Annotated in this window: 8 protein-coding genes and 1 pseudogene; 6 read left to right on the top strand and 3 right to left on the bottom strand. The window is 54.2% G+C overall.

Going from position 1 to position 14945, the window contains the following annotated elements; translation table 11 throughout:
* The first annotated feature begins 13 nt into the window (after nt 1–13).
* On the top strand, nt 14–100 hold the full coding sequence (locus VIN66_RS10775; protein WP_331923998.1) for an AraC family transcriptional regulator: 87 nt from the start codon (nt 14–16) through the stop codon (nt 98–100).
* 15 nt (nt 101–115) lie between these two features.
* On the opposite strand, the gene VIN66_RS10770 is transcribed toward VIN66_RS10775, so the two are convergent.
* On the bottom strand, nt 116–2488 hold the full coding sequence (locus tag VIN66_RS10770; RefSeq protein ID WP_331923997.1) for a fatty acid cis/trans isomerase: 2373 nt from the start codon (nt 2486–2488) through the stop codon (nt 116–118).
* Nucleotides 2489–2598: 110 nt separating this feature from the next.
* Here VIN66_RS10770 and recC point away from each other — a divergent pair, with 110 nt between their 5' ends.
* The 5 genes from recC to VIN66_RS10745 all read left to right on the top strand — a co-directional run bounded on the left by recC (nt 2599) and on the right by VIN66_RS10745 (nt 13691).
* Nucleotides 2599–6003, top strand: coding sequence for an exodeoxyribonuclease V subunit gamma (gene recC, locus VIN66_RS10765; RefSeq protein ID WP_331923996.1), 3405 nt, complete (start codon nt 2599–2601; stop codon nt 6001–6003).
* Complete coding sequence (recB, locus tag VIN66_RS10760; RefSeq protein WP_331923995.1) at nt 6000–9725, top strand: exodeoxyribonuclease V subunit beta; 3726 nt, start codon at nt 6000–6002, stop codon at nt 9723–9725. Before recC ends, recB begins: the two co-directional genes overlap by 4 nt.
* Nucleotides 9715–11664, top strand: a complete 1950-nt coding sequence (gene recD / locus VIN66_RS10755) for an exodeoxyribonuclease V subunit alpha (RefSeq protein ID WP_331923994.1) — start codon at nt 9715–9717, stop codon at nt 11662–11664. The genes recB and recD overlap by 11 nt, the downstream gene beginning before the upstream one ends.
* A 25-nt stretch (nt 11665–11689) precedes the next feature.
* Nucleotides 11690–13141: an NAD-dependent succinate-semialdehyde dehydrogenase gene (locus tag VIN66_RS10750; RefSeq protein ID WP_331923993.1), complete on the top strand. Its 1452-nt coding sequence runs from the start codon at nt 11690–11692 to the stop codon at nt 13139–13141.
* Nucleotides 13142–13268: 127 nt separating this feature from the next.
* Nucleotides 13269–13691, top strand: a complete 423-nt coding sequence (locus VIN66_RS10745) for a BLUF domain-containing protein (RefSeq protein WP_331923992.1) — start codon at nt 13269–13271, stop codon at nt 13689–13691.
* Nucleotides 13692–14418: 727 nt separating this feature from the next.
* Here VIN66_RS10745 and VIN66_RS10740 read toward each other — a convergent pair.
* Both VIN66_RS10740 and VIN66_RS10735 read right to left on the bottom strand, forming a co-directional pair.
* Nucleotides 14419–14652, bottom strand: coding sequence for a LysR substrate-binding domain-containing protein (locus tag VIN66_RS10740; protein WP_331923991.1), 234 nt, complete (start codon nt 14650–14652; stop codon nt 14419–14421).
* Nucleotides 14642–14945: pseudogene (locus VIN66_RS10735) on the bottom strand (hypothetical protein); the annotation flags it as partial. The gene VIN66_RS10740 and the pseudogene VIN66_RS10735, both read right to left, overlap by 11 nt.

Raw genomic sequence — 14945 nt, 5'->3', positions numbered from 1 at the left:
GATCGCTGACGAAGTGGGCTATGACAGCCCGTCCGCGCTGGCGCGGGCATTCCGGCGTAAAACCGGTGCCAGCCCGCGCGAGTGGTTACAGCAGCAGTAACCAGTATGTAGACACTCAGCGGTTTTCCAGCCGGTTATAGTCAAGGTAGCCGCTGTCTATAGGGTTGCGCTGCTGGAACACTGCGTTCAGCCGGTCGCTAAACTGCCAGAAATTCACATTACTGCGCCGTACACCAAACGCATTTAGCAAGGCGGTGTAATCCTGCTCGCTGTTAATCGCTCTGGCCAGCTTTACCAGCTGAGGTAAATCGGCTTCCTGCACATGCCAGAATGCATCAGGGTAACTGCCCAGAATGCCGTGCACCAGCGTAACATCATCGTTTTGTCTGTCGCGGTTTTGTTCTTCAGAGAACAGGCTGTTCACGTTGAAATGGGCGCTGTTACGCAGCAAGGTAAACAGCTCAGGCTTATCGCCCTGCTGCGGTTCAACCACTATCATGGTTATTTCCGGCAGTATGGCGGCTTTTTCTCCCTTTATTTCCTGAAGTTGCTGCAGTAAAGCCAGGCTTTGCTTATTCAGGCCACTGGCAGATAACTGATGTTGCTCAGGTTGTACCGCATGAAGGTGCTTTGCGAACAGGGCATACAGCTCTTGTTTGGGATCATCGCTTTGGTAGCGAATGCCGCTTGGCTGGTTAAACGGATTTATATCGCCTTCGATAAATTGAGTCAGCTCTGGGCCGGCCTTCTGATACCAGGCATTGAACTCGCTGCGGCGGGTTTGTGGCGGTAAAAACGCCAGAAAGTTAGACTCGCCTTCCATCCGCAAAAAGTCCATGTACAACCGGGTCATCAGCTGATGGCCATAATTGCCGTATACGTCAAATCCAGCCACCAGCAGGTAATGGATCCGCTCCAGTAGCGCGTAATCTATCACCCAGGCGGTTTTGGGCGCGCTGCCAACTAAACCTTTTACCACAGTGGCATTATCAAAATGGCGAAACACCGTCAGGCTGGCATTCTGGTTATTACCGTCGCCATCCCAGATGCCGTCCATTGTCAGGTGCTGACCACCTTGCAGGGCTTCGTTTAAAAACTGGCTGCGTGCACGCAGGTAATCACCCTGACGTTTGGCAAACGCTACCCAATTAACGGCAAAGGCTGTGCTGTCTTTTTCTGCTGGCAACCGCAGGTTGTTTTGCTGCGATAAGTAAAAGGCTTCGACACCGGGTGCGGTGGCCATTTCAGGCTTAACAAAATACACCCAGAACCTGTCGTTTATCACATTAAGCGCCACCTGACCACGACATACCGGGCCTTTGATATAGCCCATGATGGTGTTTTCTGCGCGCTCCAGCATAAAACGGTAGCGGGCATTTACCGGCAACTGGACAAAAGCGGTAAGCGGGTTGGCTGCTATTTCACTTTCATAACCGGGCAATTTATCTACGTTGTAGTCAGCATCGACAAACCATTGCTGCCATTTTTGCAACAAGCTGGCGTTAATATCGTATGGCTGGTGCGTTTTATTGACGATAGTCGATTGCACCGGTGTTAACCGGTAATACACCCGTTTAACGCCGGGGTCATCAAAAGGCCGGCGGCTGGCAATCACACTCAGGGCCTGCCCAGGCGGCGTTGCTGAGCGTACCAGCTGATAAAATTGCGGTGTCTGACCGGGTTGGTGTAAGGCAGAAAAATACAGGTGCGAGGTAAATAAATGCTCGTAAATATAGCGGGCACTGAGCTGCATTTTCAGGTTGTCGGCATTTAGCCAGTATTCAAGTTTGGCCACCTGTTCCAGTTCAGCTTCGGGTATCCCAGCGGCTGGCGGCATAGCGGCGCCCTGGCTTAGCCAGTGCATCAGCTGCTGATGTTCACTGCTGCTAAGGCCGGGTAAGCCATAAGGCATGCCCGCCAGGGGCTGTTTATTGGCGTAGTGCTCAAACTCTTCAATGGTGGGGCACTGCTGGTCGCGGTCCAGGCTAAAGTCGAAGCTGTCAGGCAAAATGGTGCCCTGCGGCAAAGGCTGTTGCTGTTTAAGCTGCAGCATTCTGGCCAGTACCGAGGCCTGGGTGTTGGCTTCTGCAGTCTGACTGCGCTCATTCAGTACCGGAAAAAATCCGCGCTCGCGCCAGTGCTGCAACGTCTGGGCGTCGATAAACAGCCGGTTAGGCGTTGCTGCCAGCAGCCTGGCGCCGTCATAGACTTTTTCTTTATGCGCGCCGCGTTCAATGCCGGCGGTTGACGCCATATTCAGCTGGCAGGGCGAGTCGTAGCAGGCGTGGCATACCACGCAGCGTTGGTCGATGATCGGTTTTATCTGCTCGTTAAAGTACGCGGCATCTGCGCCGGCAGTGACTCTGTTATCCGGTGTCGCGCTGCCATATAACTGGTTTAAATCAAACCGGGCTAATGTCGCGCAACCTGCCAGTAGCAGCATGATCACAAGCAACAGTTTTTTTCGGGTCAGGGCGGTGCGTAACATAGTTATCCTTTGCTGCATGGCGCAATCAGTAATATCAGCAGTGGCAATGGTAGCTCAAAACTTGCCGCCTGTGGTACTCTGCCAGCATCTTGTTTTCGCTGAGAAATTGCATGCTAGAGCCGGGTTTTGTCGTGATCCACAGCAATAAACTGGAGACGCTGCGCGAGTTGCTGGTGCAGTGGCTGGCAAAGCATCCTGTGTCGGTACTGGGTACTGAAGAAATTCTGGTACAAAGTAATGGTATTGCGCAGTGGCTGAAAATGGCGCTGGCCGAAACCGCGAACAATCATCCGGGCATTGCCGCCGGCTTGCAGGTAGAACTGCCTAACCAGTTTGTCTGGCAGCTGTACCGTGCGGTGCTTGGCGACAGTATTCCGAAAAGCCTGCCGTACGACAAAATTAATTTAAGCTGGCGCTTGCTGGCATTATTACCACAGTTGACCGAACCGGTATTTGCGCCGCTACAGCGTTATCTGCAAGACGATACAGATGGCCGCAAGGCTTATCAGCTGGCACTGCGGCTGGCCGATTTATTTGACCAGTATCAGGTATACCGCGCTGACTGGCTGCAAAGCTGGCGCGATGGGCAGGATCTATTAAATGGCGCTAAGCCTGTACCGGATGACCAACTGTGGCAACCAGCCTTGTGGCGCGTATTGCAGCAGCAACTGGCCGGTATCTGTGCTGAAAATGCCTATTCAAGCCGGGCCGATGTGCACAATACTGCTTTGGCTGCACTGCGTGAAGGCAAACTGGCGCGGCCCGATTTACTGCCCGATCGCATCGTAGTATTTGGTGTCTCATCCCTGCCTCAACAAACCGTCGAACTGTTATCGGCACTGGGAGCGCAGCGTCAGGTGCTGCTTACCGTATTAAACCCGTGCCGGCACTTTTGGGGCGATATCAGCAGTATTAAAGATGAAATGCGCACGGCGCAAAAACGCCAGCAGCGTAAAAAAGGTTTACCGCAGGTGTTAGATGCCGATGCGTTGTATCTGCATGCGCCGGTATTGCTGGCCAGTTTAGGTAAGCAGGGGCGGGATTATATCAGCCTGCTGGATCAATTTGACCAGAGCGAGCATTATCAGCACTGGTTTAACGGCCGTATCGATTTATTCTCAGAACCGGTAGCCGATATCGCTGGTTTACCGCTGTTACAGCAGTTGCAGCAGGGTATGCTGGAACTGGAGCCTACACCCGTTGTGCCACGGCAGTTAGCTCCTGATGACAATAGCATCAGTTTTCATATCGCCCACAGCCGCCAGCGCGAAGTCGAAATTCTGCAGGACAACCTGATTGCCGCTTTTAGCGCCGACCCGACGCTGCAGCCACGCGATATTATCGTGATGACGCCAGATATCAGCCAGTACCAAAGCCACATTCACGCGGTGTTTGGCCGCCTGGCGCATGACGACCCACGGTTTTTACCCTATACGCTGGCCGATCAGAGCCTGCGCGGCAGCCAGCCGCTAATGCTGGCACTCGAGTACCTGCTGGATCTACCGCAGCAGCGCTTCGCGTTAAGTGAGATCAGCGATTTACTGGATGTCCCGGCCATTCAGCGTCGCTTTGGCATCAGCGCTGAAGCACTGCCACAGCTGCGGCTATGGTTAACTGAAGCCGGTGTGCGCTGGGGGCTGGATGGTGCACAGCGCAGCACGCTTGATTTGGGTGAGCTCGACAGCAGTTACAGCTGGATGTTCGGTATTGAGCGGATGCTATTGGGTTTTGCTATCGGTGATGAACCGCTGTGGCAGGACAGAGCGCCCTATGCTGAAGTTGCCGGGCTGGCCGCAGCCGAGCTTGGGCCGGTTTTGCAGTTTATTCAGCAGTTAAAGCATTGGCACAGTATTATCGCTGCCGGGCAACAGCGCAGTCTGCCGCAGTGGCAGCAACTGATGCTGGGCGAGGACGGCCTGCTGCTTAGCCTGTTTGATTTTAACGACGAGCATGACCAACTGATCTACAGCCGGCTGAGTGAAGCGCTGGATCAACTGGTAGCCGCCGCCGACAGCGGCGATTTTGAGGCAGACATCAGCTTGCTGGTGCTGCGTGAAGCCTGGTTAGAGCAAGCTGGCAGCAGCGGCTTAAGCCAACGTTTTCTGGCTGGCAGTTTAACGTTTTCTACGCTAATGCCAATGCGTGCGATACCTTTTAAGCGTATTTATCTGCTGGGCCTGAATGATGGTGATTACCCGCGCTCACGCATGCGCGACGACTTTGACCTGATGGCAACAGACTACCGCCCCGGCGACCGTTCACGGCGCGATGACGACCGTTACCTGTTTCTCGAAGCGCTGTTAAGTGCGCGCGATAGCCTGTATTTAAGCTGGGTTGGGCGTGATATTCGTAATAACAGCGAGTTACCGCCCAGTGTTCTGCTAAGCCAGCTGCGCGACTTGCTGAACAGCGGCTGGCAGGCGGCCAACGCCGGTAAAAGTTGCGCAGACAGCCTGACGCATGACTACCCGATGCAGCCGTTTTCAGCGCAGTATTTTAATGGCCGCTACCGTACCTACGCCCATGAGTGGCAGGCTGCGCATCAGCCAGCCGCTGGTCAGCCCGCTGAGCTAGCCATCTCTGAAACCGCACCGCTGCCGTCTGAAGCGTTGCCGGTACTGACGCTACGCCTGCTGGATGATTTTCTGGCCAACCCGTGCCGGCACTATTTAACCCAGCGTTTTAAAACCCGGTTTTATCAGCAGGCTGACACCACTGAAGATGCCGAACCCTTTGTGCTGGATGCGCTGCAACTGTACCAGCTGAAACAACAGCTGCTCGATCAGCTGATGCTGGATGCCAGTACTGACATTGATGCTGCCGTGCAGCAACTGGCGCGGCAAGCCCGTTTACCGCTGGCGCTGTTTGGTAAACTGAGCGCTGCCCAGATAGCGCGCGAGGCGGGCGTCGTATTCAGCCGCTATCGCGCCGCGGGTATGGATTGGCAGCGGCGCAGCAAGGCATTAAAGCTGCAGCTGTCGCCCGGCGGTATTGCGTTAAACGACCGGCTGGCAAATGTATACAGCAATGCTGCCGGCCAGCAGGCGCTTATTTTACTGCGCCCCAGTGCGATACGCGATAAAGGCGAGCTGCGCGTGCATACGCTGCGTAGCAGCTGGCTGCAGCAACTGGCGGCAAACAGCCAGGGCGAAGCACTGGCGATACACCAGTACGGCCTGGATGATGCGGTGCAGATCCGGCCGCAGCCGCAGCAGCAGGCCGGTGCCATGCTCAATGCACTGGTGCAACACTGGCAGGTGGCGCTGCAGCAACCACTGCCGCTGATGCCGAAAACAGCGCTGTGCTATTTGCAAACCGGCGATGAGAGTAAATGCCGCGACATGTTTGAAGGCGGTTATCAGCGCAGTGGCGAGCGTGACAACGCGCCGGAGCTGACACGCTATTACCCCGACTTTAACAGCCTGCTGGCGGCCGGTTTTACCGACTGGGCGCCGAAGGTGTATGGCCCTATGCTGCAAACCCTGACTGATAACGAGAGCGGAGCCGCACTATGAGCCAGCAAAGCCCGTCAGCGCCAGCTGTGCACAACAACGATGTAAAAGCGCTTGATGCGTTGACCTTTCCGCTGCATGGTAGCCGTTTAATTGAAGCCAGTGCCGGCACCGGTAAAACCTATACGCTGGCTGCCTTGTATCTGCGCCTGGTGCTGGGCCATGGCCAGGGCGCTGCGGGCAGCGAACAGGCTACCGGCTTTGCGCAGCCGTTAACGCCGCCGCAAATTCTGGTGGTCACCTTTACCCGGGCCGCGACGGCAGAGCTGCGTGACCGCATTCGTCAGCGGCTGGTCGAGGCTGCCACCGCGTTTCGTAGAGGCAGTGTTGACGATGACCTGCTGAGCAAGCTGCTACAGCATTATCCGCCCGCGGACTATCCTGCCTGTGCCGGTGTACTGGAACGTGCAGCGCAGTGGATGGATGAAGCGGCTATTTTCACCATTCACAGCTGGTGCCAGCGTATGTTGGCCGAGCATGCCTTTGACTCGGGCATGGGTTTTCAGGACACACTCACTGATGATAATCAGCTGCTATTGCATACACTGGCATGCGATTACTGGCGCCGTTTTTTATACCCGCTGACCGATGCCGCGGTACTGCATGAGTTGGGGCGGGTGGCTCAATCGCCCGAGGCACTGCTGGCCGATGTGCAACCCTGGTTACAGGCCGATGCCGACGCTATGCAATTTAACGCCGGTGGCGAGCCATTACCCGAACCGTTAAGCCCTGAGCAGGCGGCTGTGCCGTTAAACCAGTGGCAGACACAGCTTGATGCCTTGTGCCATCAGCTGCAGCCGCTGCTAACTGATGATGTCTTGCCGCTGTTGGATGATGCTTTTGACAACAGCTGGTTAAATGGCAATAAGTTTCGTGCCGCCAGCTGGCCGGCAGAGCGCCAATGGTGGCAAAACCTGCTGGCAGAGCCTGCGGCGCTAAACAGCCTGGATGCTGATTTTGCCAGGCTGATACAAAAATACCGTGCAGCAAACCTGGCCAGTGCGCAAAAGAAAGGTCAGCCGCTGCTAAGCCATGCAGTGTTTGACCATTTTGATGTGATAGCTGACTGGCTTAACGCCAAGCCACAGCTGGCACTGGCGGTTCGGCATCATGCGGCGCACTGGTTAAGCCACGAGTTTCATGCCCGTAAACAGCAACGCGGCGAGCTCGACTTTAACGACTTATTACAGCAGCTGCACAAAGCGCTGCAAAGTGACAGCGGTGCGGTGCTGGCCACGCGGATCAGGGCGCAGTATCCGGTGGCGATGGTGGATGAGTTTCAGGATACCGATCCGCTGCAGTTTGCCATTTTCCGCGCTATTTACCCCGATGTGGCAAGTACTGACAGCGCACTGATTATGGTTGGCGATCCGAAACAGGCGATATACAGCTTTCGCGGTGCCGATTTAAACACCTACCTGCAGGCGCGGGCGTTAACAATTGGCCGGCATTACAGTTTAAACATGAACTTTCGCTCTACGGCGGCGCTGGTAAAGGGCGTAAACCAGTTATTCAGTGCCGCCGAAGCACAGCGTGGTGCCTTTGGTTTTGGCAGTGGTGAGGCAACTGAACTGCCATTTATCGCGGTAGAGGCCAAAGGTAAAAATACCAAATTGCAACTTGGCGACAGTGAAATACCGGCGCTAAATGTCTGGCTGTCGGATGCAGAGCCTGCCGATCTGAAAAAAGGCGCTTATCAGAGCCTGATGGCGCAGGCCTGCGCCGATGAAATCACTTATCTGTTGCAGCAGGCTCAGCGCGGCCAGGCCGTATTGAGCGGCGAAGATGGCAGCAGCAAAGCGCTGCAACCGGCAGATATTGCTATATTGGTGCGCGACCGCAACGAGGCGGCACTGATAAGGCGCGAGCTCAGTGCACGTAATGTGCGCTCGGTGTATATGTCGGATAATGAATCAGTGCTGCAAAGCGCCGAGGCCGCAAGTGTGCTGTACTGGTTAAAAGCCTGTCATCAGCTGGAAGATGATAACCTGCTGCGTGCCGCACTGGCATTACCCCTGTCGCAAAACAGCGATACCCAGCTGCAATACTGGCTGAATAACGAAACTGCCAGGGAGCAGCTGACTGACCAGATCCGGCTGTTCCGCCAGATCTGGCGTTTCAAAGGCGTGCTGGCCATGCTAACGGCCTGGCTGCATTACTTTGCTCTACCGGCAAAATGGCTGGCGCAGGAGCAGGGTGAGCGCTGCCTGACCAATGTGCTGCACCTGGCTGAACTACTGCAAACTGAAAGCCAGCAACGCGACGGTGAAAGCGGGCTGATCCGCTGGCTCAGCGAACAGCTTGACGGCAGCGGCAACAGTGATGAGCAGCAACTGCGGCTGGAAAGCGATCAACAATTAGTGCAGGTGGTCACTATCCACAAAAGTAAGGGCCTGCAGTACAACCTGGTGTTTCTGCCGTTTATCTGTGGTGTCAAGGCCGTGAAAAAAGACCGGCCACAGCGTTACTTTGATGGTGAACACCGGGTGCTGGACTTAATGCCGGATGATGCGGTACTGCAAAAAGCTGAGCATGAGCGCCTGCTGGAAGACATCCGCCTGCTGTATGTTGCGCTAACCCGGCCGGTGTACGCCTGCTGGCTTGGCATGGCAGCGTTTAGCGAAGGCAACAGTAAAAAGAGCAAACTGTCGCAAAGTGCGCTCGGCTACCTGTTAAATTTACCTGAAGAGTGCACAGCAGCAGACCTAAGCGCAGCGCTTAGCTTACTGCCATGGCAGCAGCAGCCGCTGCCAGCCAAACAGCCACCGCTTAAAAACACTGCACTGCCTGAGCTTATACCCGCTGTTAAACTTAACACGGCGCTTAAACGCGAACCTTGGTGGATCGCCAGTTACTCGGTGCTACGCACCGGCAGCAGCGTAACCCGTGCAGATACCGCAGACAGCCCGATGCTGGTTGCCGATACCGCGCTTGATAGCCTGCTACAGGAAGATATCAGCGAGCCGCTGCAGCACAGTGAGCAGAGCCAGAGCATGCATGATTTTGTGCGCGGCGCGCTGCCCGGTACTTTCCTGCACCAGTTACTTGAGCTGGCACAGCAGCAGGGGTTCGCGAATTGCGATGAGGCTTTTTGCACTGACATGTTAGCGCGTCAGCTGGCACGGCATAACTGGCAAAGCTGGCACCAGGTGCTGCAACGCTGGCTGCAGCAGATGTTAACGGCGCCGCTGCTGGGCGCAGAGTGTGCGCTTAGCCAGCTGGCGCAGGTACGCGCCGAGCTGGAGTTCTGGCTGCAGACCGAGCAGGTATCCGTATTGTTGCTGGATAAACTGATTTGTCAGGCTGTTTTGCCCGGTATGCCGCGCCCGCCACTGCTACCCGATACGCTAAACGGTATGTTAAAAGGCTTTATTGACTTAACCCTGCAGGGCCAGGATGGCCGCTACTGGGTACTGGATTACAAATCAAACTGGCTGGGGCCTGATGATAGCGCCTACAGCACTGAAGCGATGCAGCAGGCATTGCTTGATAAGCGCTACGATGTGCAGGCCGTGTTGTACATGCTGGCACTGCACCGCTTACTGAAGCTGCGCCAGCCTGATTATTTACACGCGCCAGAGCGTTATTTAGGCGGGGCGCTGTATTGGTTTATCCGTGCGCCAGAGCAGGGGCAGCTGATGCTACCTGCACCTTTTACGCTGTTAACCCAGCTGGATGCCCTGTTTGCCGGGAAAGCACTGCCGGAGGTTGCAAGTGCAAATTGAGTTATTTGGCAGTGAACATGAACCGCAGGCGCAAGCAGCAATGCATCCGGCGCTAGAGGATCTGGCACAAATGCAGGCTATGTTGCAGCGCTGGCAACAGCGGCGCTGGCTGCGCGCCTTAGATGTACAGCTGCCGCAAACACTGCATCAGCTGGCTGGCGAGACCAACCCGCTACTGTGGTTGCTCTGTGCTTTACTGTGCCATCAGTATGGCCGCGGCCACAGCTGTATTCTGCTGCAGGACTTACTGCACGACCCGGATGGCCTGCTTAGCCTGCCGCCACAGAATCAGTTTTTACAGCGCTTTACAGATAGGCCATCGGTGGTGCTGAAGGGCCTGAAATATGCAGATTACCGCACTGCACTTACAGGCAGCAGCTGGCTGGCAACAGACAGCGCCGCGCCGCTGGTACTGCATGACGACCGGCTGTACCTGTACCGGTTGTTTCAGGCTGAGCAGCGGGTAAAGCAGCACTTAACTGACATGCTAAGCAACACGCAGCCATTAAGTACAAATGTGGCTAAAACGCTGGATCAGTTATTTCCGCTGCAGCCGCAAACTGAGCAAAGTGCGCCCGACTGGCAGCGCCTGGCCTGCGTGCTGGCGTTACAGCGACGCTTTGCCATTATTACCGGTGGCCCGGGCACCGGTAAAACCACTACGGTGGTAAAACTGCTGGCATTGTTGCAACAAGGGGCGGCGCTTGATTTAAACTATGAGCTGAATATAAAACTGGCGGCGCCAACCGGTAAGGCAGCAGTGCGGCTTACTGAGTCTATCAGCGGTGCTTTGAGCCAATTACCTGAAGGTTTCGCCGGCGCTATCCCAACAGAAGTGACTACGCTGCACCGGTTGCTGGGTGCGCTGCCAAACCGGCGCAGCTTCCGGCACAACCGTGATAACCCACTACAGCTGGATGTGCTGGTGGTAGATGAAGCCTCAATGGTGGATTTAGAAATGATGGCTGCACTGCTCGATGCTTTACCAGAGCAGGCACAGTTGGTACTGTTGGGCGATAAAGACCAGTTATCGTCAGTGGAGGCCGGGTCTGTGCTGGGCGATTTATGCCGTGGCGCAGACGTTGGTGGCTACCATGCCGACACACTGGCGCTGCTGAGCCGTTTTAGCCCTGTGCCACTGGATCAATGGCAGGGAGACGGCAGCGCGCTGAATCAGGCCACCGTAATGCTGCGCAAAAGCCACCGGTTTGATGCGCGCTCCGGCATAGGCCAGCTGGCCGCTGCTGTTAACCGTGGTGATACTGACGCAGCGGCATTGTTCACGCAATTTGATGATATTGAACTCTTTAGCGCAGATCAGCTCAGTATACTTAAGGCCACCGTCGTGGCCGGTTACCGGCAATATCTGCAGCAGATGCTGCCGCAAGTAATGGTAGATGAGCGGGATAACTGGGCACGCAGCGTGCTTAACAGTTACAGCCGGTTTCAGGTGTTATGTGCACTGCGCAGCGGTGACTGGGGCGTAGAAGGCGTCAATGAGCAAGTTAGTCAGTGGCTGCACAGCAGTGGCTTAATCAACCGCCAGCAGCAGTGGTACAGCGGCCGGCCGGTCATGATGCAGCGCAACAATTACAGCCTGGGGCTGATGAACGGCGATATCGGCATTACGTTAGTTGATCCGCACAGCAACATGCTGCGCGTGGTGTTTCAACTGGCCGATGGCAGCATTAAATGGGTATTGCCCAGCCGCTTAACCGAAGTCGAAACCGCCTTTGCGATTACGGTACATAAATCGCAGGGCTCAGAATTTAATCATTGTTGCCTGGTACTGCCACCGGATAACAGCCCGTTATTAAGCCGTGAACTGCTGTATACCGGTATCACCCGCGCCAAACAGCACTTTAGTTTGCTGTGCGCGGCGCCGGCATTGCTGCGCCAGGCGATAACACGCAGGGTGGCCCGAAGCAGCGGGCTGTAAACCCGGTTAAACAGAGGAGAACACAATGCTACCGCTAGACGCACACGAACTGGTAAAAAATGGCAGTTATATCAATGGCAGATGGCATAGCAGTGATAATACCTTCAGTGTAAATAACCCCGCTAATCTGCAGCTGCTAGCTGATATAGCCGACGCCGGTAAAACGCAGGCAGAACAAGCGGTGCAGGCAGCCAGTGCGGCCTTTGCCGGCTGGGCTGCCAAGCCTGCTGCCGAACGCTCAGCGCTGCTACTGGATTGGTACCAACTGGTGATGAAACATCAGGATGACCTGGCGCGTTTAATGACGTTAGAGCAAGGCAAACCGCTAACCGAAGCCAAAGGCGAGATAGCTTACGGCGCGTCTTATCTGCAGTGGTTTGCTGAAGAAGCCAAACGGCTGTATGGCGATACGATACCTGCACCATCTGCCGATAAACGTATTATTGTGCAGCGCCAGCCGGTTGGCGTGGTTGCTGCCATTACGCCGTGGAACTTCCCGAATGCGATGCTGGCCCGCAAAGCAGCAGCGGCGCTGGCGGCAGGCTGCACCTTTGTGGTGAAACCCGCACATCAAACGCCGCTTTCAGCGCTGGCGCTGGCAGAGTTGTCGCAGCAGGCCGGTATTCCGCCCGGTGTATTTAATGTGGTTTGCGGTACTGATGCCAAAGCAATTGGTGAGGTACTAACGCAGGACCCACGGGTCGCCAAATTCAGTTTTACCGGTTCGACAGCCGTGGGCAAATTGCTGGCAAAACAATGTGCTGATACGGTGAAAAGGGTCAGTATGGAGCTTGGCGGCAATGCGCCTTTTATTGTATTTGACGATGCCGATCTGGATGCCGCTGCTGACGGCCTGATGGCATCGAAGTTTCGTAATGCCGGCCAGACCTGTGTTTGCGCCAACCGCATTCTGGTGCAGAGCAGCGTCTACGATGCCTTTCTTGAGAAATTCGTTGAAAAGGTAAAACTGCTGCGCATCGGCGATGGGCTGGAAAAGGGCACCGATATCGGCCCGCTGATAGACGATAAAGCGCTGCAAAAAGTCACCGAACTTACCCAGAGTGCGTTAGACGATGGCGCGACACTGTTGCTTGGCGGGCACCACCACAGCTTTGGTGACCGTTTTTTTCAGCCCACGGTACTGGGTGATGTCAAAGCAGAGATGACGATCAGCCAGCAGGAGATTTTTGGCCCGGTTGCGGCGATACAAGCTTTTGATACCGAGCAGGATGCGATTGAGCTGGCCAATGCCACCGAATATGGCCTGGCCGCCTATTTTTACAGCCGCGATATTGGCCGGGTGTTTCGGGTATCGCAGGCACTGCAATTTGGCATGGTGGGGGTCAATGAAGGCTTGGTATCTAATGCCGCCGCACCTTTTGGCGGCGTGAAGCAATCCGGCTATGGCCGCGAAGGCTCAAAATATGGCCTGGATGATTACACCGATATTAAGTACCTGTGTATTGGTGGGGTGTAGTACGCAGCACATGCTAAAAAGCCGCCGGCATGATACTTAAGTGCTGGCGTGTCTGAATGTCTAGGTGCATTGCTTTGCACCGCGCCTGGCGTTATAACAGATGCAGTAAAGCTAAAGGATAAGCGCTGTGGTAACTCAAGACATAGTAAAAGATGAGATCCAGCTGATTTACGTCAGTGAACGTTGTGCCAGCACCGATGACGCCGCTATCAATAAAATAAAGTTACGTGCCGAGCCAAACAACCACAGGTGCAATATTACCGGTGCTCTGCTTTATACCGGGCATTACTTTTTGCAATATCTCGAAGGTGAAGCCGCGGTAGTTGATGCACTCTATGCCAGCATTTGCCGCGACACACGCCATACTAATGTGCGGCTGCTGCTGCGCAAATCAATCACACAGCGCGATTTTTCGCGCTGGAGCCTGGGTGTAAAAAAACTGCTGGATAACAGCGAGAATCAGGACTTTGTCGCCGTGCTGAATATGATAGGCCAGGCCAATAAAGTATCAGAAAGCCAGCTTGAATGGTTTAAACTGGCGTTAAAGTAGCGCGAACTTTAACGCCGGCGAGGATTATTCAATATTTTGGAGTTGTTCGTAAATCAAACTAGAAAATACAATAAAAACAATTATTTAAATTTGTTATCCATGTTTAAGTTGTGTTCACTACCCACAAATAAAAATCTTACTGGGTTTGTACTGAGAGACCATTCTGCCAACAAGTCCACCTCTGACTTGTTGAGGTGGGGAAATTGGGATGTATCTAACCTTGAGCGTCCGTCTCTTCTCTGTATTCATCCGCCATTAATGCCAGGTAGACTGAAACACCTAGACGCTCTTATACGTCTTTAACGGAGTAACACTCGTTCAGTGATTTGTTTGATTACTTCGGCTTTGAATTCTGTTGGAAAACGTTGCTTGGACATGGTGCCCTCCTAAAGTCGTATTTTAATCTAAGGAGTGTCTAGTGTTTTAGGGGAAGTCCAGTTGTGTCGGTAGTGTTACCCAAAATATTCCTGTAGCCGCGACCAGTGCGGCTATTATCCAAAGCCCTTTTTTCATTGAACCCTCCTATTAGTTTAAGATTGGGAGAGAGCAAGTTGTGGGCCACAAATGTAAATCATAAGCAATTGAAATATATTATCAAATTGAGGTGGCTCTGGTGGCGGGATAGTAAGTGTCACTATTAATTAGCGTAATACACAAACATTAGCGACTTATTTAGCAGTTGTAGACCTTAATATCTGCGGGGCAATTCGTTGGCCAATAATTATTTCTACTTTTCAAATGAATAGCATTGCTTTATAGCGTCTATCATCGCTTGCGCCAGCGGTGAGCCAGAATGGTTGTTGGATGTAATTAATGCCACTGGGATCTGGTATCTGTACTGCTGCGGCAGTATTGTTTTAAACAGGCCTTTATCGACCCAGTAGCTTGCGTAATGCTCGGGCAGGTAGCCGATAAACTTACCCGATAAGATTAAATGGGCGATGCCTTCATCATGATACATGATAGGCGATTGCCGTATTTTGGTAGTTTAAACCATCGTTGCGCCGCTCTTTATCGCGCATGTAGTTACTGGTAATCACTTCGGCCCGCTGTAACAGCTTCTGGGTATCTTCGGCTTTACAGTCAAATAACGGATGGCCGCTGGCGCAGTATAGATAGTTGGTTTCATTAAATAGCGGCGTGTAATCCAGGCCGCGGGTATGATGCCGGCTGACGCCGATACCCAAAAGTGAACGGCCGTTGGCGACGGCGGTTTCTACTTCGCGCGGCCGATATTCAGCCGTGACTCGGCCG

Origin of the sequence: Rheinheimera sp. (assembly GCF_036568245.1) — a bacterium.
Lineage (GTDB): Bacteria > Pseudomonadota > Gammaproteobacteria > Enterobacterales > Alteromonadaceae > Alishewanella.
The sequence above is the reverse complement of the archived record's forward strand: the minus strand, read 5'-3'. Positions and strand labels throughout refer to the sequence as shown.

Coding starts and splice junctions, on each gene's coding strand:
- VIN66_RS10770 (WP_331923997.1), bottom strand. CDS start 2,488: ATGTTACGCACCGCCCTGACCCGAAAAAAACTGTTGCTTGTGATCATG.
- recC (WP_331923996.1), top strand. CDS start 2,599: ATGCTAGAGCCGGGTTTTGTCGTGATCCACAGCAATAAACTGGAGACG.
- recB (WP_331923995.1), top strand. CDS start 6,000: ATGAGCCAGCAAAGCCCGTCAGCGCCAGCTGTGCACAACAACGATGTA.
- VIN66_RS10750 (WP_331923993.1), top strand. CDS start 11,690: ATGCTACCGCTAGACGCACACGAACTGGTAAAAAATGGCAGTTATATC.
- VIN66_RS10740 (WP_331923991.1), bottom strand. CDS start 14,652: ATGTATCATGATGAAGGCATCGCCCATTTAATCTTATCGGGTAAGTTT.